Here is a 24326-nt window from a genome sequence, read left to right as displayed (position 1 = left end):
ATAGTAAGTAAAAGCGGCATAATAGCCGCTTTTTATCGTTTTATTTAGTATTTGATTTGAAATATTTTCCTTATGAAAGAAATATTATTGCTAATTGTAAACTGTCAATAAAGTTATTTAAGTTTTGATATGGAATACCCCGCCGGAAAATACAGTAATAATTTCGTTTGAACATATCTGTTATTGCACGATCTAAAGCATCTTCTATAACAAGTTCAAACTTTCAATAAGAAGATAACCCCCTGTACAACTTAAAAGAATGTACGTAAATATTTTAAAAATCCGTTGATTAAGCCATTTAAAAATAATTTGACCTATAAACAAACCTAAAAATACAATTGGAATGGCATAAAAACTTGATTCCCAAATGGTTTTGTTTGTGCCAGTAAAGAGTATTTGAGTTACTAGACTAATGAAATATATAAACAGATAAAAAGCTAATGTAGTTGCTCTTAACTTCTCTTTTTCAGTATTAGTTCCTGTAAAATAAAGTAACAGGGGTGGACCTGGCATACCGATACTTGTCGTTAAAAGACCCGATAATCCGCCAACTATGAAATCTCTAGATTGTGTTGATCTAACCTTAACGTTGCATATTAGCAACAATGTTAATAGTAAGAGTAGGATGCTAACTGCTAATTTAAAAGTGTTTATGTTAACGGAAATGAAAATTAAAATGCCAAAAGGAACACCAACTATACTTCCAAAAATAAACCTTTTCAGTAGAACAAAATCAACGTCCATTCTTATTTTCCAAATGAGTGAAATGGAGATAATTAAAGATAAAATAATGTTTATTTGTATAGCTTCTTGTGGTAGAAATAACATAAGTAAGAAAGGGGTTGCCATTATGGAAAAGCCAAAACCTGTACTTGCTTGCAGAATAGAAGCCACTAATATAATACATATGAAAAAGAATGTGATACCCAAAACAACCCTCCTATTTAATCAAGTTTAACTAGTTAAAGTCTATTATTTAAGTGCAATGTTTCACAAACTTATTTGTATTTTAACATAAATATCTAGTTTTTTCTCAAATAGTGTTGCCATATAAGGCTCTTTAACTAAAAAATCTGACTTGTATTTTTAAACAATTTTATTATGGGGAAACAAATAATGAATGGGATCAAAATGTATTGATTATCATTAAATTATTCACTGAGATCCCCGCGATAAAACAAGAACAGCCATATAAAACTTACAAAAATACAGCATGTAGCTAATAAACAGCCAATCATTTGAGGAGAAAGAATTTCTAACAGCCCTCCTGTAAAAAACATCGATAACTGAATAAGAGATCCGTAAATGGAATAATGGAATGAAAAAACTTTACCTATCATATTTTCGTGTGTGTAAGTTTGAAGTAATGTCGTATCAAGTGGAACATTATCTCCTCTTTTATATAATTTTAGCCCTAGTGATTCATAAAAAGGTATTGATACTTTTAAGTTGCGGACAGGTAAATGTGCTTCGTAAAGACCTCTAATCATTGTAATCCCCCTTAGTAAAAATGTTTCTTATTCCATAGTAAACAATATGTTGCTAGTTGAAATCGCAAATAAGAGGGATATAAATTCATACGAAAGTATGAAAAAAAACAGCTCATATTTGAGCTGTTTTTCTATAGTTTTTAGTTCATTTTTCAAGGATAGGATATATTAATATCCGTATCCGCCGCCACCCCAACAGCTACATCCGATGATGATTAGAAGGATGAATAGTACGATAAGCAAAGCAAATCCACCGCCGAAACCAGCGCAACTTCCACCATAACTCATATGTTTTCCTCCTTTTTAGTAAGTTAATCTATATGGTTCATGGACTACTATATACAGTATGTTTTTTGCATAGAAAACGAGCCAGTCTCATTTATAATTAGACAAATGCCTGTAGATTCATTAGGATTGCATGTTAGTGATTTGTAAATAAACCTTTACGTAATTCATAATTTAGGCATAAAAAATAAAAAATTGTAAAAAAAACCATTTTCTTATTTTTTTATGAGAGAATATGTACTATAATTTTACAAGTAATATTATGGGAAAAGGGAGTTTTAGTATAGAGATGGAGATGGGACAATTAAAAAATAAAATAGAAAACAAAAAGAAAGAGTTAATTCAACTTGTTGCGAGACACGGATTGGATCATGATAAAGTTTTGTTATTTAGTCGTGATTTAGATATACTTATTAATAAGTTTATGAACATAAAAGACAAAGTGCATAAATAAAAAATTTATAGTTTTTTATATTAAGATGTTTCACAGAAAGGAGAGGACAGTAATTGGAACATTTACAGGAAGAATTGTATAAACAAATAAAAGAAGAAAAAGGTACAGTTACAATTTTCTTAAAGAGTGGCGTTAGAATAATAGGAGAAGTTGTTGGAGTGGATAAATTTACAGTTTTAATCTTAGTGGATGGAAAACAACAGCTTATTTATAAGCAGGCTATATCAACAATAATGAAATAAGACACTCTTGTTGAGTGTCTTATTTCATTATTGCTTGCATGCCTCAACATCAATGCCGGCAGCAATTAACTTCTTTTCTCCATCTTGTTCAATAATTTTTTGTAATTTAGATAAGAAAGAATCAAAGTTTGTATGCTTTGCTACTTGGAACGTCATTTTATGTTCAATTGGTAGCCACGTATCAATATCAGCTTCGTTATGCTGAATTTTTACCTCAAGTTTATCGAGTGCATTAGCAACTTTTGCTTCGTACGTTTCTTTCGCTTCAAACTCCATCCATAAGTCATATAATTCCTCGCCGAGAGAACCTGTTAACGTTTGTTTAATATTTAAAATAGCCTCCAGTTCATTTTTTTGTTTTTGTAGCTGTAATTCGTGACTATTCATTGTATCAAAAGCAGGAATATCACCAGCTTCGGCTTCGACTAGGTCGTGAATAATAACCATTTTAAGTAATTTCTCAATACTTACTTTTTGATCCAAATAAGGTTCAACTAAAATGGCCATTAGAGACATCCGCCATGTATGTTCGGCAACACTTTCTTGACGTCCGTTGGAAAGCCAGCTATGTCGCATTTCATATTTTAGTTTTTCTGCTAATGCAATGACTTGTAAAATGTTGTGTTCCATCGTGATCCTCCTCATTTATTCATACCATAATTCTAATATAGAAATGAAATGTGTCAATTTTATGAGTATATTGCGATAAACAGATGATAAGCGTATAATACATGTTATATGTGAAAACGTATTATTAAAATAAAAAAATGTTATATAAAAATGGAAAGGAAAGGGCAGAAATATGGGAGAGAAAAATCAAGTATTAGCTAGACCACAAAGAAGAAAAAGGAAGTTTGATATTTCTAGCCCAGTGGGCATTATAGTAGGTTTCATTATAGTGATAGCGGCAATTATGCTTGGTGGCGGTGGAATAAAAGCTTTCAAAAACTTTTTAGATATTTCATCTATTTTAATTGTCATAGGGGGAACAACAGCGACAATTGTTGTGGCATATCGATTTGGAGAAATAAAAAAATATACGAAAAGCATTTTTACTGTTTTACATAGAAGAGAAGAAGATTTAGAACAGTTAACGGATTTGTTTGTCGATTTTTCGAAAAAGTCTAAAAAGAACGGCTTGCTTTCTTTAGAGGTAGATGGAGAGCAAGTAGACAATCCTTTTATTCAAAAAGGAATTCGATTAATGTTAAGCGGTTACGATGAAGATGAATTAAAAGAAGTGTTATTGAAAGATATTGAAACGGAAGTGTATGAGTTAAGAAAAGGAGCAGCATTATTAGATAAAATTGGTGATTTTGCTCCAGCTTGGGGCATGATAGGGACTTTAATTGGTCTTATCATTATGCTCCAAAACTTACAAGATACATCGCAAATTGGTACAGGGATGGCAGTTGCGATGTTAACGACATTATATGGGTCTGTACTTGCGAATATGATTGCAATCCCTCTTGCGGAAAAAGTATATCGTGGTATTGAAGATTTATATACAGAGAAGAAGTTTGTAATAGAAGCAATTTCAGAATTGTATCGTGGACAAATCCCTTCTAAATTAAAGTTGAAACTGGATACATACGTATACGAAACAAAGGTAAAAAAGGTAAAAGGAGCAGCCTAATATTTCAAGGAGTGGTATGATGAGTAAAGGACCGCAAAAGGGATCGCCTCGTTGGATGACGACTTTTACAGATTTAACGATGTTATTATTAACTTTCTTTGTATTACTAGTTGCTACATCAAAGCAAGATGCAGTAAAATTGTCAAAGATGCTTGAAAAGTTTAGTGATACGGGGCAAGTAGATGCAAAAGTAATGGAAAATACAATACCGGATATTTCACATGAAAAAAATGATGAAAAAATGATTTCAAAAAAGAGAATGGATGAATTATATAAGAAGTTAAAAGCATATGTAGATAATAATGGTATTAGTCAAGTGAATGTATATCGAGAGGATACAGGGGTAAGCGTCGTTATAGTAGATAATTTAATATTTGATACAGGCGATGCGAACGTTAAGCCCGAAGCGAAAGGGATAATAAGTCAATTAGTTGGATTTTTTCAATCCGTACCTAACCCAATTGTTGTAGAGGGACATACAGATAGTAGACCTATTCATAACGAGAAATTCCCTTCTAATTGGGAGTTATCTTCAGCACGAGCGGCAAATATGATTCACCATTTAATTGAAGTGTATAATGTGGACGATAAAAGGCTAGCTGCGGTAGGATATGCAGACACAAAGCCAATTGTACCAAATGATTCACCGCAAAACTGGGAAAAAAACCGTCGCGTTGTTATTTATATAAAAGAGTAGTATATTATTATTTTAATAATAAAATAATAAAAACACGAAAATTCTTTTAAAAAAATATTAAATTTTATCATTTTATTTTGTATAATGAGTGAGAATGATAAGGTGAAATATTAAGATATATTTATACATAGAAGGAGAGAATTAAAAAGAATGGCACATAAAATTTTAGTAGTAGACGATGCGATGTTTATGCGAACGATGATTAAAAACTTATTAAAAAGTAATGCTGAATTTGAAGTTATTGGCGAAGCAGAGAATGGTGTAGAAGCAATTCAAAAGTATAAAGAACTTCAACCTGATATTGTAACATTAGATATTACTATGCCAGAAATGGACGGGCTTGAAGCATTAAAAGAAATTATTAAAATTGATTCAAGTGCAAAGGTTGTTATTTGTTCTGCAATGGGACAACAAGGTATGGTATTAGATGCAATTAAGGGCGGGGCAAAAGACTTTATTGTAAAGCCATTCCAAGCGGATCGTGTAATTGAAGCTTTAACAAAAGTAGCAAATAGTTAATATAGAAGGGGTGCCACAAGGAATCAAAACAGTGATAGCGGATCGACGTGTGGCCCCCTTTTTTCTCATTGTAAAACACTAAATTGTTATACATAAATGAAATGTTTGTTAGACAGGTAGGGGATAAAAATGCAAACAGATCTATTAAATATATTTTTCGAAGAGTCAGAAGAACATTTACAGTCGCTAAATGAAAATGTGCTAGTGTTAGAACAAAATCCTGCTGATATGGATGTTGTAGGAGAAATATTCCGATCCGCTCATACATTCAAAGGTATGTCTGCGAGCATGGAATTTACGGAAATGGCTGATTTAACGCATAAGATGGAAAATGTGTTAGATGAAATTCGTCATGGAAATATAGTTGTAAATGCGGATATTATTGATGTGATTTTTGAGTGCATTGATAATTTGGAGAAGATGGTTGCAGATGTGCAACAAGGTGGAATGGGCAATATTGATGTAGCCTCAACTAAACAGAAATTAGAAGCATTATTGAACGGCAATGTAGAAACTCCTACGGAACATATAGAGCAAAATCATATAGACACCGATGATGGAGTTTCGCATGAAGTGCATATAACAGTTGAACAGCAAGCAATTTTAAAAGCGGTACGTGCTATTATGTGTATTGAAGCATTGCAAAATGTAGGGAATATACAAAAAACAGCTCCGAGTATTGAAGAAATTGAAGCAGATGCTTTCGGATTTGAATTTACAGTATTTATGGATACTGATTGTAGTATAGAAGAATTGAAACAAGTAGTACTTCATGTTTCTGAAATTGAGAAAGTGGAAGTAAAGCAAGGAGAACCTATATCGAAGGAAGTAGCTTCTAAAAAAGTCGTTACACAAGAAGTTGTGCAAGTAGAAGAAAAGCTACAACCTGCTGTGGTTACGCAAGTAAAATCACCGATAGAGGCAACGAATCAACCTTCAATTGCTATGCCAGCTAAAAGTACTACAAAAACGAAAAATGCTAAAGTGGAGAATCGTTCAATTCGTGTTCAATTAGAGAAAATCGAAAGATTAATGAATATGTTTGAAGAAAGTGTAATTGAACGTGGGCGCATTGATGAATTGGCTCAAACGATTCAAAACAAGGAGCTAATTGAACATTTAAATCGATTAGGCGATATTTCAAAAGATATTCAAAATGTACTATTAAATATGCGTATGGTGCCGATTGAAACTGTGTTCAATCGTTTCCCGCGTATGGTACGTATGTTAGCGAAAGATTTAGGGAAAAAAATCGATTTACAAATTACAGGTGAAGATACTGAAGTAGATAAAATTGTTATTGATGAAATCGGTGATCCGCTCGTTCATTTAATTCGAAATGCAATCGATCACGGTATTGAAACTGTTGAAAAACGACGTGATGCAGGTAAAAATGAGACAGGTACGATTAAATTAGAAGCCTTTCATAGTGGAAATCATGTCGTTATTCAAATTACGGATGATGGAAACGGTATTAATAAAGGGAAAGTATTAGAAAAAGCGATTAAAAATGGCGTTGTAACTGAAGCAGATGCGAATAGATTAACAGATCGTGAAGTGTTTGATCTTATTTTCCAACCGGGATTTAGTACAGCTGAAGTTGTATCAGATCTTTCAGGACGCGGTGTCGGATTAGATGTTGTAAAACATACGATTCATAGTTTAGGTGGACATTTAATTATTGATTCTGAGGAAGGAAAGGGAAGTACATTTAGAATTGAACTTCCATTAACGTTATCTATTATTCAATCTATGCTTGTTCAAACGAATGATAAGCGTTATGCTTTACCTCTTGGAAATATCGTTGAAGCAATTCGAATTAAGAGAGAAGACATCCAATCCTTACAAGGAAAAGATGTATTAAATTATCGTAATCAAATTATTGAAGTGAAACATTTAAGTACTGTATTTGGTGAAAAAACAGTAGATGAGGCGTTTGCGTCATATGATGGTCAAATGGTTCCTGTGTTAATTGTTCGTAACACACATCGCAGCTATGGACTTATTGTAAACACAATTATCGGTCAAAGAGAAATAGTCTTAAAGTCATTAGGTGACTTCTTTGCAGAGAGTTCTAACTATTTCTCTGGTGCGACGATTCTCGGTGATGGACGAGTGGTCCTCATTTTAAACCCAGAAGGTTTATAATAGGAATGAAGGAAAGCTCCCCACTTGTATACAATTGGGGAGCTTTTTGGCTAATCGTTACGAATCTAATAATGGATACATAGTAACGTTTTATACTAATGAGTTTGCTAAAATAAAATAAGAGTTTATATTATTTGATAGAAAAACAGAAATGAGGAGGCAGGGAAAATGCCTGAGCAACACACAAAAGGGGATACGAGCACGATTGTGCTAGAAAAAGAAAATGAGCATTTAACGCCCCAAGAATGCGATATTCTTGGCGAAATTGCAAATATATCATTTGGTTCAGCTTCGACTGTATTATCAACAATTTTAAATAGGCAAGTAAGCATTACTGCTCCTCGTATAGAGTTGGTAGATTTATATGATTCAAGAGATGTCGAAGTTCCGCATGTTGTATTAAACATTCATTTTACCAAAGGATTAGATATGGAAAACCTCCTTGTCCTTAAGCAAGATGTTGCATTGTCCATTGCTGATTTAATGATGATGGGAACAGGTGAAGTGGAGGACGGAAAAGAACTTGGTGAATTAGAGCTAAGTGCTGTACAAGAAGCGATGAATCAAATGATGGGATTCGCAGCTACATCTATGTCGGAATTCTTCCAAGATACAGTAGATATGTCTCCGCCGACGATTAAAGTTGTAAAGTTATCAGAAGAAATGGAGAAAATCTCTGAAATCGATGGGAATCATACGATTGTTAAAGTATCGTTTGATTTAAAGATAGATAATCTTGTAAACTCTAAACTTGTACAAATTGTTTCAGTTGAGCATGCGAAACAAATGGTAAATAAATTAATGCAATTATCTGGTGGAGTAGAAGAAACAGACGAACCAGCAGAAGTAGTGGAAACTGAGATTGTAGAAGAACAAGTTGAAAAAGAGCATTTAACACAAGAAGAGAAAGATGTTCTTGGTGAAATTGCAAATATTTCAATTGGTTCCGCTTCAACAGTATTATCAACGCTTTTAAATCAGCCAGTTACAATTAGTACACCAAATGTGGAAGCAATCAATGTTCGTCATTATGATGGAGTACCAGTACCATTTGTTATTTTAAATGTCGACTTTGTTGAAGGGCTAAAGAATGAGAATGTATTCGTATTTACGAAAGATGTTGCCTTAACAATGGTAGATTTAATGATGATGGGAACAGGGGAAGTTGATCCAGAAAAAGAGCTTACTGAATTAGAACTGAGCGGTATTAAAGAAATTATGAACCAAATGATGGGTCATGCTGCTACGGCGATGTCAGAAATGTTTCAAGAAAAAATGGACATGACGCCGCCAAATGTTAAATTTGTAACGTTAAAAGAAGAAATGGAATATTTGGGAGAGTCAATGGAAGTGGACGAACTCGTTCAAATTACGTTCAATCTTGAAATTGGCGATTTGCTTCAATCGAAGATGTATCAAATTTTGCCAATTTCCGAAGCAAAAGAAATGGTAAGGCGACTTCTGTATCCGATGGTGGAAGAAGAAGAGATTGCCACAGAAGAAATTGAAGAAGAAAAAATTGTAGAACCAGTTGTGCAACCTATTGAATTTAAAGAAGTAAAACAAATGGAACCAGTATATATGGACACGTCCATTCTACAAAATGTAGAAATGAACGTGAAATTTGTATTTGGAAGTACAGTGAAAACGATTCAAGATATATTAAGTTTACAAGAAAATGAAGCAGTTGTACTAGATGAGGATATTGATGAACCGATTCGTATTTATGTAAATGATGTATTAGTGGCGTATGGTGAACTTGTAAATGTAGATGGATTTTTTGGAGTAAAAGTGTCGAAATCACTATAAGGCATTGAAATAGGAGTTTGAACTAGTAGATGAAAAACGTAAAGTTTTTTCTAATGAGTTGGCTATGCATACATGTGTGCTTGTTCTTCCCCTTGCAAAGTCAGGCTGAGGAACAAATTGAGTCAGATCAAAAAATAAATGAAGTGAATGTACAAGAAGAAAATAAGGAATCTCAAGAATCGTCAGAACAAGTGGAAACGAAGCAAGATGAAGAGAAACAAAAAGAAGCAGAGCAACAAGAAGTAGCAAATAAACAATTGAATGAAAGAAAGATAGAAACGGAACAGGGAATTATTACAGTAAATAAGCCGGAGCTTAAAGTTGGCGAAGAAGTGCGAATTGCTGTAGAACCAAATGGGAAAAACATTCAAAGTATGAAAGGTATATTGCAGTTACAAAAAAATGGCGAGCAATATGCGCAAGAAAGAATACTATCTTTTGAGTATGATGAAGAAACGAAGAGCTGGGTTGCTAACTATAAAGCAGGGAATTTTGATTTGCAAGGTGATTGGAATCTTCAGCTCGTTCAAAGTTACAAAGAGAATGAGAAAGAAGAAATCGTAAAAAATGAAGTGAAAGTCCCGCTCATTCGTATTAAAAATGAAACGCCAACTATAGATAAAGAATTGCCAAAGTTACAGAAAGTTACTATTGATGAAGTAAAAGAGAACTTAGTTGAACGAAAACAGGGAGATTCTATACATATACGAGTAAAAGCGTCAGATATAGAATCGGTTGTAAAAGAAGTGCGCGTTACATTAAAAGGGAAAGAAAATAAAGAGCTTTCGTTTTTATTAGACTACAACAAGCATGATATGGATTGGCAAAAAGTATTTGAAATAACAGAAGCATTGCCGGCTGGGCCATACGAATTACTTGTAGAGATAATAGATGCAGCAGGTAATAAACTTGTTGAAGAAAGTGAATATACCATTTCTGTTTTGGCGCCAAAAAACGAAGATGATAAAAAGATAGAAGAGAAAGAGAAAGAGAAAGAAGAGAAATTAGATAATAAACTAGAAAATGAATTAGAAGATAAGAAAGAAAATGAGAAGCAAGAAGATTTGAAAGTCAAAAACCCGCTTCTAGAAGAAAAATTGCCGGTTGTTCAAATTCCGAAGCAAGATGAGAAAGTAAATAAGTTTATAAAAGAACCGTTGAAAGAGAAAGAGAAATTTACTTACGTTATAAAAGAGCCGTTCGAAGACAACAAGGAAGTACATAAGGCGAAGGACCAAAAAGAGAAAAATAACAAACAAGTTGTCTCTAAAAAGAAAGAACAAAAAGAAGAAACGAAAGACAAGGAAGAAGAAAAAGGTGAACAGGGAGTACAAGCTTCGGATGTATTTACTATCATGTCAGGTTTGTTCGTACTGTTTTTAGTTTTAAAGAGTAATAAAGAATGGGGCTAATTATTTCATAGTAGTGGAGGCGCTTAAATGGAGATTAAACGTACGACAATTGAAGATAAGACGCTACAACCATTAAAACAGCCTGCAGCTATTTCGGAACATGAAATCCAGAAAGAACGAAAGCGTAGCAATTTAGTGTTTACTGGACAGTCTAAAATTATTTCGAAAAATAATGAGATAGGTATTTTACTTGCAAGTTTAAGTGATGGAAAGATTATGAAGGAAATGCTTTCTAAAGAGATGGATACAGTGTTACAACTTTTTAAAAAGTTACATACGTTATCTGAAGAAGGAAAGCAATCAGAAAAAGTGTTTGAACAAGTAATTAGAAGCCTGCAAGGACTTGTTAAGCAGGCGCATATAAAAGAACTTCCTTTGTTAGATGGAACATATGATTTCGCTGAAGTGCAACTATCATTTGGTAGAAAAGTACATATTCCTTTACTAGATGTAAGTGCACTCATCTCTAGAGTGGAAAGTGATTCTTCAGAAGGAAATATAAATTTGATGGTAACGGTTATTACTGCTTATATAACGAAATTGTCTAACGAAACGATTTTAATTAGCGTTACAGACCGCATTGCTAAAGATCGGGATGTAAGTGTATGGAGAGCGCTTGCGGAAATGAACATGACACAATTATCACAGGCATTGAAACAAACGATGCAAGAACATAAATGGTCTATGACGTTTGTTTTTCTCTTCATATGGATTGTCGGTATTATTTTAATTCGAGTTATGTAAAAAGGTCGTCACTCCATTGTGACGACCTCTTTTATATTTTTTCGTAGAAGAATGTATCAAATCGCTGAAGATTGTAACGTTCAGGTGTTAAAATTTGTTCCGTACTACCAACAAATAGTACACCGCCTTTTCGTAAAGAACGACTAAATTTTTCGTAAAGTTTTACTCTTGCTTCTTCTGTGAAATATATCATTACATTACGACAAATAATCAAATCATAATTTGTATCGAATGACTGCATTAAAAGGTCGTGTTGTTTAAACGAGACGTTTTGTTTAATGTTTTGATGCAATGAATATAGATCATTCTCTTTTGTGAAATGACGTTCTTTCAAATCAGTAGGTAATTCCTTTAACGAACGTTCTGTATATTGAGCGCGTTTTGCGGTTTCTAAAATATGGAAATCAAGATCTGTTGCTTGAATTTCAAAACGAAATGGAGCTAGATGCTTTGATAAAATTAAAGAGAGTGTATATGGTTCTTCACCAGCAGCGCAAGCGGCACTCCATACCTTTAATTTTCCGCTATTTTGTTCGAGTAATTTTGGTAGTGCTTTCGACTCTAAAGTTTGCCATCGTTCTTTATTTCTAAAAAACTCTGAAACGTTAATTGTAATATAGTCAATAAAATTTAAAAATAAATTTTGATCAGCGCGTAATTTGTTTAAAAAATTAGTGTAGTTTTCGAAGCCTTTTCTCGAAATGAAAGCATCGATTCTACGGCGCATTCTATCTTGTTTATATGAAGCGATGTCCATATTGAATTGTTGTTTAAAACTCGCGATAAAATGATCATAATCTTGTTCAATTATCATATTTACAATGGGCACAATAATGATATTGTGCCTCCCCCTTTACATCATACGAATTTTTTGTTCAAAGCTTTTTTTCATTTGCTTTTCATGTAATCCTGGTAAATCATAAATGACAGCATCAATACCTGCTTCTTTTGCAACATCGACAGGGATGACAGATGTATGTTTGTCCCCGTTATAAAAACAGAGAACTAAATCAGTGTCTTCAATAATTTGTTTAACAAAAAACATATAATTTGATCGGTAAATGGAGTCAGAAGGATGATCAAAAGCAACATATTCGGCTCCGTGTTTTTTTAAGTAATCAACGACTTCTTGAAATTCATCTGTTATTGCTTGTAATGGTTGCAGCGTGTAAAGGCATAAATTTTGAGCGAGTCTTTCATTCTCAACGAAAAAACGAAGAACCTCATTTTCAATAGATTTATAACATAATATGTAAATTTTATGTTTGTGAGCATAGTCAGTTAAAAATTTTTTAATTTCTTCTTGATCTAATGCTGTTAATTGATTTGAACCACAAAGGAAAATATTCATAGAATTGTGCCACCTCATGCTAAATTGTAACATATCTTTTATAAAAAATAACTGCAAAATATTACTGTTCAGAGTATAATTATAAATAACTGGATTTTACGATTAAGTTTAGGAAGAAATAAAAAAATAAATAGGTGATATATATGCTACGTTCTATCTCGCATAATCCAATTTTATCGCATATACCGCCTGCTACTCAAATGCCGAAAGAAGCAAATGTCAGAACAGGACTTGCATTTTCGGATAATTTGCATGCAGATCCGAAAAAAGATAAATTACTAGAACAAATGGAAGCTTTTGTCGATAATATTGGAGAAATTAAAGAGAAAATTGAAATGGAATTAACGCTTGATAATGTAATGGAATACAAAAATACAGTAAAATCATTTTTGAATTTTTACGTGGATAATGTATTGCAGTATAAAGATGTCATGTCTCGTCACCCGCGTTACGGATATTCACAGAAAATGACGATTGTGAAACAGGCAGAAATGGGATTGAATGAATTAGAAGATGTTATGAATTTAATTAATACGAAAACAGGACATTTAGAAATGTTAAATCAAATTGGAGAAATCCATGGTTTAATTGTGAATTTAGTCTTGTAAAAGGAAGGAAGCTATATGTACATACAATTATATGAAAAACTCGTTATTATTCAAAAAGCGTATGAAAATATTCAAGCGCTTGGAGAGCAAATATATGAGAATTTAAAAAATAAAAATGTAAATGCAGTTCAAAAATTGCAAGTAGAGCAATTGCAGTACATTGATGGTTTAAAAGGGTTATCAAGCTCATTAGAAGAAATGGTTGTTCAGTTCTGTAAAGAACAAGGAGTTGAAGCGTTTCGTGTAAGTGCGTTATTTTCGTATTTTTCTCAAGAAGAAATTGAAAAAATGGAAGAATTACAAAAAAACGTAACTGAATTAGAAGAGAATGTAAAAATGCTTCTTTTGAAAAATCAATATTACTTAAACGTACTATTAAAAACTACAGAAAGTATTGTGGATTCTGTTTCTGAATATAACTTAGAGCGAAACAATAATTCGCAAATCTTTATGAACGAACTATTGTAAAGGAGAAGTGAAGCTTTATGAGATTATCTGATTATAATACACCGCTATCGGGCATGTTAGCGGCTCAAATGGGGTTACAAACAACGAAACAAAACTTGTCTAACATTCATACACCGGGTTATGTGCGTCAAATGGTGAATTACGGATCTGTTGGAGCAAGCAATGGTCATACGCCAGAACAGAGAATTGGTTACGGTGTACAAACGCTAGGTGTTGACCGTATTACTGATGAGGTAAAGACGAAGCAGTTTAATGATCAATTATCTCAGCTCTCTTACTATAACTACATGAATTCAACTTTATCACGTGTAGAGTCTATGGTTGGAACGACAGGGAAGAATTCATTATCTAGTTTAATGGACGGTTTCTTTAATGCCTTTCGTGAAGTAGCAAAAAATCCAGAGCAACCAAACTACTATGATACATTAATTTCTGAAACTGGGAAGTTCACAAGTCAAGTGAATCGTCTTGCGAAAAACTTAGATACAGTGGAAGCACAGACAGCAGAAGATATTGAAGCGCATGTTAATGAATTTAATCGTCTTGCTGCTAGTTTAGCAGAAGCGAATCATAAAATTGGACAAGCGGGTACACAAGTGCCGAATCAACTTTTAGACGAACGAGATCGCATCGTTACAGAGATGTCTAAGTATGCAAACATAGAAGTATCTTATGAATCTATGAATCCTAATATCGCGAGTGTTAGAATGAATGGTATTTTAACAGTAAATGGACAAGATACATATCCACTTCAATTAAATAAAGAAAAAGACCCAATGTCAGTTGAGATTTACGGTTCAGAAATCTCTGTAACTAGCGGAGCGATAAAATCAGCGATTGATACGAAAGCAAAGATTGTTGATTATAAAAAAAATCTCGAAGACTTAATGAGTTCAGTGAAAAATCAAGTGAATACAGTGATGGGAAAAGATTTCTTCGTTGGAGATTATGCAAAAGATATGAAGTTAAATCCAGAATTCCAAAAAGATGTTTCGAAAATGAAAATGTCTGCTGAAACAGCAAATAAACTAGCAGCAGTTACAGATGGAGATTATAAAGAAGGTCTTTCTTATAAACAAGCATTAGACCAATTTATAGTTCGTGTTGCATCTGATAAAAGTGCAGTAAATGGTTATCAAAAAATTCATGGCGATTTACTAGAAGGTATTCAGCAAGAAAAAATGAGCGTTGAAGGTGTAAATATGGAAGAGGAAATGGTAAATTTAATGGCCTTCCAAAAATATTTCGTCGCAAACTCTAAAGCTATTACTACGATGAATGAAGTGTTTGATAGTCTATTTTCGATTATTCGATAAGTGATAATAATTGATTGGAAATATATAAGGAGGAGATAGAAATGAGAGTATCTACATTTCAAAATGCAAACTGGGCAAAGAATCAGTTAATGGATTTGAATGTGCAACAACAATACCATAGAAACCAAGTAACTTCAGGGAAGAAAAATCTTCTTATGAGTGAAGATCCACTTGCAGCGAGTAAATCATTTGCGATTCAACATTCATTGGCGAATATTGAACAAATGCAAAAAGATTTAGCTGACTCAAAAAATGTATTAACACAAACTGAAAATACTTTACAAGGTATTTTTAAATCTTTAACGAGAGCAGATCAATTAACGGTACAGGCATTAAATGAGCCAAATGGTGAAAAAGAATTGAAAGCCATCGGTGCAGAGATTGATCAAATTTTAAAACAAGTTGTATATTTAGCGAATACGAAAGAGCAAGGTCGTTATATTTTCGGTGGTGATAGTGCAGAAAAGTCACCATTTACAGAAGATGGTACGTACCAGGGTGGACAAAATGATGTGAACTGGCAATTAAATGATGGTTATGAATTAAAGGCATTTCGTAACGGAGAAGCATTATTATCACCGGTTATAAAAACGTTAAAACAGATGAGCGAAGCGATGCAAAAAGGTGACCAAAAAGCGTTACAACCGTTATTAGGAGAAAACAAGAAAAACTTAGATGGCATCATTAACCGTACGACTGAAGTTGGTTCAACAATGAACACAATGGAGACGTTTAAAACAATTTTAAGTGAGCAAAACTTAGCGCTTCAAGAAAACCGTAAAGAAATTGAGGATGTTGATTTAGCGGTCGCAATTTCTGACTTGGCATATATAAATGCAACATATGAAGCGACGCTTAAAGCGGTTAGTACGATGAGTAAAACGAGTATTTTAGACTACATGTAATCTATAAGGAGTGAGAAAAATGGCAGGAACAACGATGACAGGTATTGGTGGTAGACAACAAATTTGGAACCTCGGAAATAATATGATCGATACTTCTAACTTCGTCGAATTAGAAATGAATGCTTTAGATATGAGGAAAACACCATATACGAAAGAAAAGAATGACCTTACAAATGATAAACTACTATATACAAGTTTAAAATCAGAATTTAGTTCTTTTACACAAACTTTTAAAAACTTAGCGGCTTTTAAAGGAAATGAGAAAAAAGTAACGACAACACAAGACGGTTATATTAATGTAAAAGCTGATGGTGGTGCGATTGCAGGAACTTTTAATATGACGATTACACAGCTTGCACAGCGTCATCAAATAGCTTCAAATGAAATTAAAGATATAAATGCAAAGCTTCCTAAAGATGAAACATTAAAACTAGGTGGTAAAGAACTAAAAGTAACAACTGATATGACATATAAAGATTTAATTAATAAGATTAATGATGGAGATTATGGCGTATCAGCTTATACACTTGGAAATAAAATTTTCATGACCTCGAAAAAAGAGGGAACAGATGGACAGATTAAGTTTGAGGCGAACACATCTACACTATTTCAAGATATGGGTTTAGCTAAGGCGGATGGCACAGCGCTCAATACAATCAATGAAGCACAAAATGCTATGTATACTATTAATGGTATCAAAGGGGAAGGTTCTACTAATACAATTGAAGCTCTTCCTGGTGTGAAAATTGAGTTGTTAAAGGTAACTGAGCCGAAAGTAGAAGGAGCGCCAGATGCTGGTACAACAACAGATCCAAAAGCAAAAGGTATAGATCTAAAATTTACAGTAAATGACTCAAACGTAACAGATGCATCGAATGTTATTAAAAAAATGGTAGCTGATTATAATAAAGCTGTTTCTACAGTAGATATCTTTGCTGGAAAAGGTGGAGCTTTCCAAGGTCAAGCTATTATGCAAAGTGTACGTCAGGCAATGAACAATGTCGTAACATTTTCTCAAGATGGTAATTATTTATTCACATTTGGTATTCAATTAAAGCAAGATGGAACGATGGAAGTTAATGATGAAAAATTAACACAAGCATTAAAAGAAAAACCCGATGCAGCGAAGCAATTTTTCTTTAGTTCTAACGGTTTAGGAAAAATGATGGAAGAACCGCTTGATAAACTATTCGGTGATAAAGGTGTAGTCGGCGAGAGAGTTAAAAACATTGACTCACGTGTAAGTGATTTAGATAAAAAGATTAAAGATATTGAGACGCAAAACTTGCAAAAGCAAGATGAAATCGTGAAGAAGTATCAAAAGCTAGAGAGTACATTGGCGGCGCTTGATAGCCAACTAAAAACAATTAAAGCAATGACAAAACAAAAAAGTGATGATTAATGAAAGTTGAGGAAGTGATCGTATGCAAGCATGGCAACGTTATATGCAAAATGATATTATGACGAGTAATCCGATTAAAAATACAATTTTTATTTATGAAAGATGTATTGTAGAGTTTCGTAATTTAGAAGAACTTTTACATACTTTTAAACTTCAAGAAGGGGACGCACTTCTTGAAAAATTAGAACGTATTTTTGAAGAGCTAAAGCTTCAATTAAATCCTGAAATTACGAAAGATTTATATGATAGTCTCTATGGTTTATATGATTGGATTAGCATTCAAATTCAAACGATGAAAGTAACGCGTGAAGCGAAAGATATTGATGCAATTGTGAAAGTGTTACAAGATTTAATAGACGGTTACCGCGGAGCACTTGAAAATGAACAATGATATTTATCGGACGTTTGTCAGCTGTTTTAATGAAATCGGTGAATTGCAAGTGTCAGACAGAGAGTTTGCTGAAAAGAGTGAGATGTTAAATCGCTGGATGGTGACATTGGATGAAGAAACGCGTGCGCAAGTTGCAGCAGAAGTAAGCCCGTTCATTATTAAGGCAGCTCAGCATATTCGGGATAAGCAAAAGATTTTGGAAGAAATGATTATGACAAATGATGGGCGAATGAAGGCTAATTCATTTTACGGTAAATATTAATAATAACGTTTGGAAACAGATTCCCCTTTTAAAAGGGGGTCTATTCCTTCGTTTACATAAAGAACTCCGCTGATTGAGGTTTCATTTTATGACTGTGATGAAAAAATAATAGTAATCCAAATAATAGAAAAATGGAATTTAGTTTATAGTTTATATATTGAAATGTTCTATAGATTACTATGTGTATACAGTTTTTTGCATTCTTTTTTATATTTTTGTATTTTTCTAAAGACAACAATGAAAAAATGGAATAAAATATGTAAGGGTACATAATAGTAAATATTTTAATAAACGCATATAAGAAAATAAATAATGAAGTGAAACTTCTATCAGTGGATCATTACGTTAGAAAAGGAAGGGTGTGGAATATGCCAGATTTAGTGAGTGATGTAAGCCATTATATGAATTATTTAGTGACGAAACGAAATACTGTTTCTAGTAATATTGCAAATGCGAATACACCTGGCTATAAAGCACAAGATGTAACATTTGCTGAGCAGATGAATAAAAGTAGTGCCTTATATAAAAATAATGCGGCTGATTTAAAGAGCAATCCAGATTTATATCAAACGAATGAAATGCACTTACCGACAGTAAATACGAAAAATACATATGCAAAGATTCAAACAAAATCAATGCAAACGAATAAAGACGGAAATAGTGTGGATGTAACGACAGAAATGCTAGATTTAATGAAAGCAAATCAGTTATACGGTATTTCAGTTAACGCAATTAATACACAATATGCAATTAACCAAGCGGCACGCGGACGTTAAAAGTAGAAGGAGAGACAACGGATGTTTCAGGCAATTAATGCAAGTGGCTCAGGACTAACGACAGCGAGAAAGTGGATGGAAGTTACTTCTAACAATATTGTAAATGCAAATACGACGGCGGCTCCGGGGGCAGATTTATATGAGCGTCGTAGTGTGGTGCTAGAATCAAACAATAGTTTTGCAAGTATGCTAGATGGGGCTCCTACTAACGGAGTAAAAATAAAAAGTATTGAAGCAGACAAAACGGAAAATTTAGTGTATGATCCGACGCATCCGCACGCAAATGAAGAAGGATATGTACGTTATCCCAATATTGATGTAACTGCTGAAATGACGAATGTAATGGTTGCTCAAAAAATGTATGAAGCGAATACGAGTGTATTAAATGCGAATAAAAAAATGCTTGATAAAGATTTAGAAATCGGCCGAGGATAAGGGGGAAGATAGTAATATGAAAATTCAACCAATGTTACATACACAACCATTTGGAGCAATTCAGTCAATTGGTGCACCGAAAACTTCTCAAACATCTGTAGTTGAGGGGAAAAAGTTTATTGATTTATTGGAAGATATGAATCAAACGCAAAACAATGCGCAAACAGCAGTATATGATTTACTAACTAAAGGGGTAGGAGAAACACATGACGTTTTAATTCAGCAAAAGAAAGCTGAGTCTCAAATGAAAACAGCTGCTCTCGTACGTGATAATCTTATTGAAAATTATAAGTCACTAATTAATATGCAAATTTAGGAAAGTGGACGGGTGTGTTTAAATGGAAAAGATGAAAAATGTTATCCAATCGTTAAAAACGTGGCATAAGTTAGTAATTGGTGCTGCGCTTTTAGCGATTGTAACAGGAGCACTTTTATACTTCACCTTGCCAGATAAATATGTTGTTGTATATCAAAATTTAAATGATACAGATAAACAAGAGATTACAGCAGAATTATCGAAGTTAGGTGTCGATTATCAATTAGCGGCCGATGGTTCGATTCGTGTGCAAAAGAATGATGCTCCATGGGTTCGAAAAGAAATGAATGGGATGGGCTTACCGTTTAATTCGAAAAGCGGTGAAGAAATTTTATTAGAAAGCTCTCTCGGTTCAAGTGAACAAGATAAAAAAATGAAGCAAATTGTCGGTACGAAGAAGCAATTGGAGCAAGATATTGTAAGAAACTTTGCGACAGTTGAAACGGCAAATGTTCAAATTACATTGCCTGAAAAAGAGACAATTTTTGATGAAGAAAAAGCAAAAGGAACAGCGGCGATTACGGTTGGAGTGAAACGTGGCCAATTGTTAACAGCTGATCAAGTTGCAGGTATACAGCAAATGATTAGTGCAGCAGTTCCTGGTGTGAAGGCAGAAGAAGTAAGTGTTATTGATAGTAAAAAAGGTGTTATCTCAAAAGGAGCAGATGAAGCACATTCTAGTAGTTCCTCTTCTTATGAGAAAGAAGTAGAGATGCAGCACCAACTTGAAGGTAAATTAAAGCAAGATATTGATGCAACGTTAATGACGATGTTTAAACCGAATGAATATAAAGTGAATACGAAAGTATCTGTAAACTACGATGAAGTTACACGTCAGTCAGAGAAGTATGGTGATAAAGGTGTACTTCGTAGTAAACAAGAGCAAGAGGAAAGCTCTACTGCGCAAGAAGGGGCAGATACGAAGCAAGGTGCTGGTATTACAGCGAACGGTGAAGTGCCAAACTACGGTACGAACAATAATCAAAATGGTAAAGTTGTCTATGATAATAAAAATGGTAACAAAATCGAAAACTATGAAATAGATAAAACAGTTGAAACAATTAAGAAACACCCAGAATTAACGAAAACAAATGTTGTTGTATGGGTAGATAATGATACGCTAGTAAAACGTAGAATTGATATGACAACTTTTAAAGAAGCGATCGGAACAGCGGCAGGACTTCAAGCTGATCCGAACGGTAACTTTATAAATGGTCAAGTTAACGTTGTAACTGTTCAGTTCGATCAGCCGAAAGCCGAAAAAGAGAAAGAACCAGAAAAAAGTGGTATGAACTGGTGGTTATTCGGTGGAATTACAGCTGGCTTATTAGCGATTGGTGGCCTAGTGTGGTTCTTATTAGCAAGACGTAAGAGAAAGAAAGAAGAAGAGGAATATGAAGAATACTTAGCAGAAGAGGAAATTGCTGCAAGTAATGAAAGTATCTTGGAAATTCCTGAAGAAAAAATAGTGCCAGAGCCAAAACCTGAACCAGAAGAACCGAAAGAACCAACGTTAGATGAACAAGTGCAGGATGCTACGAAAGAACATGTAGAAGGAACTGCAAAAGTAATTAAAAAATGGTTAAACGGACAGTAAGGGAGGAACAACGATGTTAGATGAAATCTCCTCCAAAGAAAAAGCTGCCATCCTTATTCGTACATTAGAAGAAGGGGTGGCAGCAAAAGTCATTGAATATATGACAGCTGAGGAAAAAGAAGTATTACTTCGTGAAATCGCAAAGTTTCGTGTATACAAACCAGAAACGTTAGAAAATGTACTAGGAGAGTTCTTATATGAACTAAATGTAAAAGAATTGAACTTAGTCACTCCAGATAAAGAATACATTCGTCGCATATTTAAAAACATGCCAGAAGACGAACTGGAAAAATTATTGGAAGATCTTTGGTATAACAAAGATAATCCGTTTGAGTTCTTAAATTCACTTACAGATTTAGAGCCACTTCTTACAGTGCTTAATGATGAGTCACCACAAACAATTGCAATTATCGCTTCTTATATTAAACCGCAACTTGCGTCTCAATTAATTGAGAGATTGCCAGATCATAAGCGCGTTGAAACGGTAATGGGTATAGCGAAACTAGAACAAGTTGATGGTGAGTTAATTAATCAAATTGGTGAGTTGTTAAAATCGAAATTAAATAATATGGCATTTAGTGCAATTAATAAAACTGATGGCTTGAAAACAATCGTAAATATTTTAAATAATGTTTCACGAGGTGTTGAAAAAACAGTCTTTCAAAAGCTGGATGAAGTCGATTATGAGTTATCTGAGAAAATTAAAGAAAATATGTTTGTCTTTGAAGACTTACTTGGTCTTGAAGATCTTGCGCTTCGCCGTGTATTAGAAGAAATTACAGATAACGGTGTTCTTGCGAAAGCACTTAAAATTGCAAAAGAAGAAATTAAAGAGAAATTATTTACATGTATGTCTTCAAACCGTAAAGAGATGATTCTAGAAGAATTAGATGGCTTAGGACCGCTTAAGATGACGGATGCTGAAAAAGCGCAGCAAACGATCACTGGTACAGTGAAAAAGCTAGAGAAAGAAGGAAGAATTATCGTTCAAAGAGGTGAAGAGGATGTCCTTATTTAAAAACAGAATTCCGAAGAATTCTGTTTCTTTTTCTGAAGAAACGTATGAATTACAATTTCCAAAACCAGCTTCAGTTCAAATTGAAGAGGAAGAATTACAAGCTGATCATGCAGAACTTCGCGCCCAGCAAGAATCGTTACATATGGAAATGAATCAGCTAAGGCAAGAGAAGCAAATGCTAGAACGAGAGCGGCAGCAGTTATTACAAGATAAAGAACAATTTCAAATGCATATTCATGAGCAAATGGAACAGATGGAAGCAGCGCGTGTGCAATTTCAAAAAGAACAACAAGAAACAGCATATGAATGGACAGAGTTATTATGGGATCAATCTTTTCATCTAGCAGAAAAAATCGTGAATCAAGCGGTAGATTCACGATTGCTTGATGTGTTACCTATTTTAACTGGCATCGTGCAAACATTGCCAACTTCGTTTGAAAAATTAATCATTACAGTACATCCAGAAACGTTTGAACGTATTCAACAAGAGAAGGAAAACACGCAAGAATATTGGTTACTACAATTAGTAGAATGGAAATATGATTTCTCCCTGCAGTTTGGTGAATTTGTTCTGGAAGAAGAGAAAGAATTCTTTGAATTTAAATTTGCACCTATATTTGTGAAACTTCGTCAGAAATGGGAAGAAGAGAAGTTATTTGAGGAGCAAAATGTATGAGCCGCCTGTTAATGAATGAGAACGAAAAATGGAATAAGTTCATTGAAACACCGCTGTATACGAAAGTAGGCAAAGTTCATAGTGTACAAGAACAGTTTTTCGTAGCAAAAGGGCCGAAAGCGAAGATTGGTGATGTTTGCTTCGTTGGAGAACATAACGTCTTATGTGAAGTGATTGCCATTGAAAAGGAAAATAATATGCTACTTCCATTTGAACAGACAGAAAAAGTATGTTATGGAGATTCAGTGACATTAGTTTCAGAAGATGTTGTTGTACCACGTGGTAATCACTTGCTCGGAAAAGTGTTAAGTGCAAATGGTGAAGTGTTAAATGAGGAAGCTGAAAACATTCCATTACAGAAAATAAAACTAGATGCACCACCTATACATGCATTTGAACGTGAAGAGATTACCGATGTATTTGAAACAGGAATAAAATCAATTGATTCTATGCTAACAATTGGTATCGGTCAAAAGATTGGTATTTTTGCTGGGTCAGGTGTTGGTAAATCAACTTTACTTGGAATGATAGCAAAAAATGCAAAAGCTGATATAAATGTTATTAGTTTAGTAGGAGAACGTGGCCGGGAAGTAAAAGACTTTATTCGAAAAGAGTTAGGCGAGGAAGGTATGCGAAAAAGCGTCGTTGTTGTAGCGACGTCAGATGAAAGTCATCTTATGCAACTTCGTGCAGCGAAACTTGCAACGTCTATTGCTGAATACTTCCGTGATCAAGGTAATAACGTATTACTTATGATGGACTCTGTTACTCGTTTTGCCGATGCACGAAGAAGTGTTGATATTGCTGTTAAAGAGTTACCGATTGGTGGTAAAACACTGTTAATGGAAAGTTATATGAAGAAGTTGTTAGAGCGGTCCGGAAAAACACAAAAGGGATCTATAACAGGTATTTATACGGTGCTTGTTGATGGGGATGATTTAAATGGTCCTGTACCAGATTTAGCACGTGGTATTTTAGATGGACATATCGTATTAAAGCGTGAGCTTGCAACGCTTAGTCATTACCCTGCAATTTCAGTATTAGATTCAGTAAGTAGGATTATGGAAGAAATTGTTTCGCCACATCATTGGCAACTTGCAAATGAAATGAGAAAGATTTTATCAATTTATAAAGAAAATGAATTGTATTTTAAGCTAGGAACGATTCAAGAAAATGAAGAAAATGCTTATATTTTTGAATGTAAAAATAAAGTAGAAGGTATAAATACATTTTTAAAGCAAGGTCGATCGGATAGTTTTCCATTTGATGATATCGTTGAAGCGATACAGCATATAGTATAAGGCCTCTGCCCAAGAGGTCTTATTTTTTTGTTTTTTAATATTTCACAGATTTTTTTGGAAAAAAACTA

29 protein-coding genes are annotated in these 24326 nt (G+C 33.8%); 23 read left to right on the top strand and 6 right to left on the bottom strand.

Annotated elements, in window-relative coordinates:
• Nucleotides 1–204: 204 nt before the first annotated feature.
• The 3 genes from ACTFR8_RS06070 to ACTFR8_RS06060 all read right to left on the bottom strand — a co-directional run bounded on the left by ACTFR8_RS06070 (nt 205) and on the right by ACTFR8_RS06060 (nt 1778).
• Nucleotides 205–930 carry a sulfite exporter TauE/SafE family protein gene (locus ACTFR8_RS06070; RefSeq protein ID WP_000513081.1) on the bottom strand — a complete coding sequence of 242 codons (726 nt, stop codon included), beginning with the start codon at nt 928–930 and terminating at the stop codon, nt 205–207.
• Between the two features lie 221 nt (nt 931–1151).
• Nucleotides 1152–1490, bottom strand: coding sequence for a hypothetical protein (locus tag ACTFR8_RS06065; protein ID WP_044584273.1), 339 nt, complete (start codon nt 1488–1490; stop codon nt 1152–1154).
• A gap of 168 nt (nt 1491–1658) precedes the next feature.
• Nucleotides 1659–1778: a YjcZ family sporulation protein gene (locus ACTFR8_RS06060; protein WP_000120179.1), complete on the bottom strand. Its 120-nt coding sequence runs from the start codon at nt 1776–1778 to the stop codon at nt 1659–1661.
• A 232-nt stretch (nt 1779–2010) separates the two neighbouring features.
• Between ACTFR8_RS06060 and ACTFR8_RS06055 the strand changes: the two genes are divergently transcribed.
• On the top strand, nt 2011–2229 hold the full coding sequence (locus ACTFR8_RS06055) for an aspartyl-phosphate phosphatase Spo0E family protein (protein WP_000291688.1): 219 nt from the start codon (nt 2011–2013) through the stop codon (nt 2227–2229).
• 53 nt (nt 2230–2282) lie between these two features.
• Nucleotides 2283–2471 carry an RNA chaperone Hfq gene (gene hfq, locus ACTFR8_RS06050; RefSeq protein ID WP_000400664.1) on the top strand — a complete coding sequence of 63 codons (189 nt, stop codon included), beginning with the start codon at nt 2283–2285 and terminating at the stop codon, nt 2469–2471.
• 27 nt (nt 2472–2498) lie between these two features.
• Here hfq and ACTFR8_RS06045 read toward each other — a convergent pair whose 3' ends face one another.
• On the bottom strand, nt 2499–3101 hold the full coding sequence (locus ACTFR8_RS06045; RefSeq protein WP_000400780.1) for an HD domain-containing protein: 603 nt from the start codon (nt 3099–3101) through the stop codon (nt 2499–2501).
• A gap of 172 nt (nt 3102–3273) precedes the next feature.
• On the opposite strand from ACTFR8_RS06045, the gene ACTFR8_RS06040 reads away from it, so the two are divergent.
• The 7 genes from ACTFR8_RS06040 to ACTFR8_RS06010 all read left to right on the top strand — a co-directional run bounded on the left by ACTFR8_RS06040 (nt 3274) and on the right by ACTFR8_RS06010 (nt 11436).
• Nucleotides 3274–4107 (top strand): flagellar motor protein MotP, encoded by an 834-nt coding sequence (locus ACTFR8_RS06040; RefSeq protein ID WP_000504185.1) that lies wholly within the window; start codon nt 3274–3276, stop codon nt 4105–4107.
• A 19-nt stretch (nt 4108–4126) separates the two neighbouring features.
• Nucleotides 4127–4804, top strand: a complete 678-nt coding sequence (locus ACTFR8_RS06035) for an OmpA family protein (protein WP_000033627.1) — start codon at nt 4127–4129, stop codon at nt 4802–4804.
• A gap of 150 nt (nt 4805–4954) precedes the next feature.
• On the top strand, nt 4955–5323 hold the full coding sequence (locus ACTFR8_RS06030) for a response regulator (RefSeq protein ID WP_000940568.1): 369 nt from the start codon (nt 4955–4957) through the stop codon (nt 5321–5323).
• Between the two features lie 129 nt (nt 5324–5452).
• Nucleotides 5453–7471 carry a chemotaxis protein CheA gene (locus ACTFR8_RS06025; protein ID WP_098481057.1) on the top strand — a complete coding sequence of 673 codons (2019 nt, stop codon included), beginning with the start codon at nt 5453–5455 and terminating at the stop codon, nt 7469–7471.
• A gap of 168 nt (nt 7472–7639) precedes the next feature.
• Nucleotides 7640–9280 carry a flagellar motor switch protein gene (locus ACTFR8_RS06020; RefSeq protein ID WP_098481058.1) on the top strand — a complete coding sequence of 547 codons (1641 nt, stop codon included), beginning with the start codon at nt 7640–7642 and terminating at the stop codon, nt 9278–9280.
• A gap of 29 nt (nt 9281–9309) precedes the next feature.
• Nucleotides 9310–10692, top strand: a complete 1383-nt coding sequence (locus ACTFR8_RS06015; RefSeq protein ID WP_252209918.1) for a transglycosylase — start codon at nt 9310–9312, stop codon at nt 10690–10692.
• A 27-nt stretch (nt 10693–10719) separates the two neighbouring features.
• On the top strand, nt 10720–11436 hold the full coding sequence (locus tag ACTFR8_RS06010) for a hypothetical protein (protein WP_252209919.1): 717 nt from the start codon (nt 10720–10722) through the stop codon (nt 11434–11436).
• 31 nt (nt 11437–11467) lie between these two features.
• Here ACTFR8_RS06010 and ACTFR8_RS06005 read toward each other — a convergent pair whose 3' ends face one another.
• Both ACTFR8_RS06005 and ACTFR8_RS06000 read right to left on the bottom strand, forming a co-directional pair.
• Nucleotides 11468–12250, bottom strand: coding sequence for a CheR family methyltransferase (locus tag ACTFR8_RS06005; RefSeq protein WP_000582873.1), 783 nt, complete (start codon nt 12248–12250; stop codon nt 11468–11470).
• 39 nt (nt 12251–12289) lie between these two features.
• A complete protein-coding gene (locus ACTFR8_RS06000; RefSeq protein WP_252209920.1) occupies nt 12290–12787 on the bottom strand; it encodes a flagellar motor switch protein FliG in 498 nt (165 codons plus the stop codon).
• A 143-nt stretch (nt 12788–12930) separates the two neighbouring features.
• Here ACTFR8_RS06000 and ACTFR8_RS05995 point away from each other — a divergent pair, with 143 nt between their 5' ends.
• From ACTFR8_RS05995 to ACTFR8_RS05930, 14 genes are all read left to right on the top strand, one after another.
• Nucleotides 12931–13395 (top strand): YaaR family protein, encoded by a 465-nt coding sequence (locus tag ACTFR8_RS05995; protein ID WP_000946323.1) that lies wholly within the window; start codon nt 12931–12933, stop codon nt 13393–13395.
• Between the two features lie 15 nt (nt 13396–13410).
• Nucleotides 13411–13863, top strand: coding sequence for a hypothetical protein (locus ACTFR8_RS05990; protein ID WP_000275882.1), 453 nt, complete (start codon nt 13411–13413; stop codon nt 13861–13863).
• A 17-nt stretch (nt 13864–13880) separates the two neighbouring features.
• The gene (gene flgK, locus ACTFR8_RS05985; RefSeq protein ID WP_001239714.1) at nt 13881–15179 is read left to right on the top strand and encodes a flagellar hook-associated protein FlgK; all 1299 of its coding nucleotides are present in this window, start codon (nt 13881–13883) and stop codon (nt 15177–15179) included.
• A gap of 41 nt (nt 15180–15220) precedes the next feature.
• Nucleotides 15221–16084, top strand: coding sequence for a flagellar hook-associated protein 3 (locus ACTFR8_RS05980; protein WP_001266405.1), 864 nt, complete (start codon nt 15221–15223; stop codon nt 16082–16084).
• A 19-nt stretch (nt 16085–16103) separates the two neighbouring features.
• Nucleotides 16104–17486, top strand: coding sequence for a flagellar hook-associated protein 2 (locus ACTFR8_RS05975; protein ID WP_070180002.1), 1383 nt, complete (start codon nt 16104–16106; stop codon nt 17484–17486).
• Between the two features lie 22 nt (nt 17487–17508).
• Nucleotides 17509–17877, top strand: coding sequence for a flagellar export chaperone FliS (locus ACTFR8_RS05970; RefSeq protein ID WP_001149516.1), 369 nt, complete (start codon nt 17509–17511; stop codon nt 17875–17877).
• The gene (locus ACTFR8_RS05965; RefSeq protein ID WP_025709200.1) at nt 17867–18139 is read left to right on the top strand and encodes a hypothetical protein; all 273 of its coding nucleotides are present in this window, start codon (nt 17867–17869) and stop codon (nt 18137–18139) included. The genes ACTFR8_RS05970 and ACTFR8_RS05965 overlap by 11 nt, the downstream gene beginning before the upstream one ends.
• A gap of 317 nt (nt 18140–18456) precedes the next feature.
• Nucleotides 18457–18915, top strand: a complete 459-nt coding sequence (gene flgB, locus ACTFR8_RS05960) for a flagellar basal body rod protein FlgB (protein ID WP_372588481.1) — start codon at nt 18457–18459, stop codon at nt 18913–18915.
• Nucleotides 18916–18936: 21 nt separating this feature from the next.
• Nucleotides 18937–19350, top strand: coding sequence for a flagellar basal body rod protein FlgC (flgC, locus tag ACTFR8_RS05955; protein ID WP_000484680.1), 414 nt, complete (start codon nt 18937–18939; stop codon nt 19348–19350).
• Nucleotides 19351–19366: 16 nt separating this feature from the next.
• The gene (fliE, locus tag ACTFR8_RS05950; protein WP_000701672.1) at nt 19367–19666 is read left to right on the top strand and encodes a flagellar hook-basal body complex protein FliE; all 300 of its coding nucleotides are present in this window, start codon (nt 19367–19369) and stop codon (nt 19664–19666) included.
• Nucleotides 19667–19688: 22 nt separating this feature from the next.
• Entirely contained in the window at nt 19689–21263 is a 1575-nt protein-coding gene (locus tag ACTFR8_RS05945; protein ID WP_000413953.1) for a flagellar M-ring protein FliF C-terminal domain-containing protein, read from the top strand.
• Nucleotides 21264–21276: 13 nt separating this feature from the next.
• Nucleotides 21277–22281 carry a flagellar motor switch protein FliG gene (gene fliG, locus ACTFR8_RS05940; RefSeq protein ID WP_000883364.1) on the top strand — a complete coding sequence of 335 codons (1005 nt, stop codon included), beginning with the start codon at nt 21277–21279 and terminating at the stop codon, nt 22279–22281.
• Nucleotides 22268–22957, top strand: a complete 690-nt coding sequence (locus ACTFR8_RS05935) for a FliH/SctL family protein (RefSeq protein ID WP_252209921.1) — start codon at nt 22268–22270, stop codon at nt 22955–22957. The genes fliG and ACTFR8_RS05935 overlap by 14 nt, the downstream gene beginning before the upstream one ends.
• Nucleotides 22954–24258 carry a flagellar protein export ATPase FliI gene (locus ACTFR8_RS05930; protein WP_000088691.1) on the top strand — a complete coding sequence of 435 codons (1305 nt, stop codon included), beginning with the start codon at nt 22954–22956 and terminating at the stop codon, nt 24256–24258. Before ACTFR8_RS05935 ends, ACTFR8_RS05930 begins: the two co-directional genes overlap by 4 nt.
• The last annotated feature ends 68 nt before the right edge of the window (nt 24259–24326 follow it).

It is taken from the genome of Bacillus cereus group sp. MYBK15-3, assembly GCF_051916765.1.
Classification (GTDB): Bacteria; Bacillota; Bacilli; order Bacillales; family Bacillaceae_G; genus Bacillus_A; species Bacillus_A cereus.
Note: the sequence above shows the minus strand (reverse complement) of the source record. Positions and strands in the feature narration are given on the sequence as shown.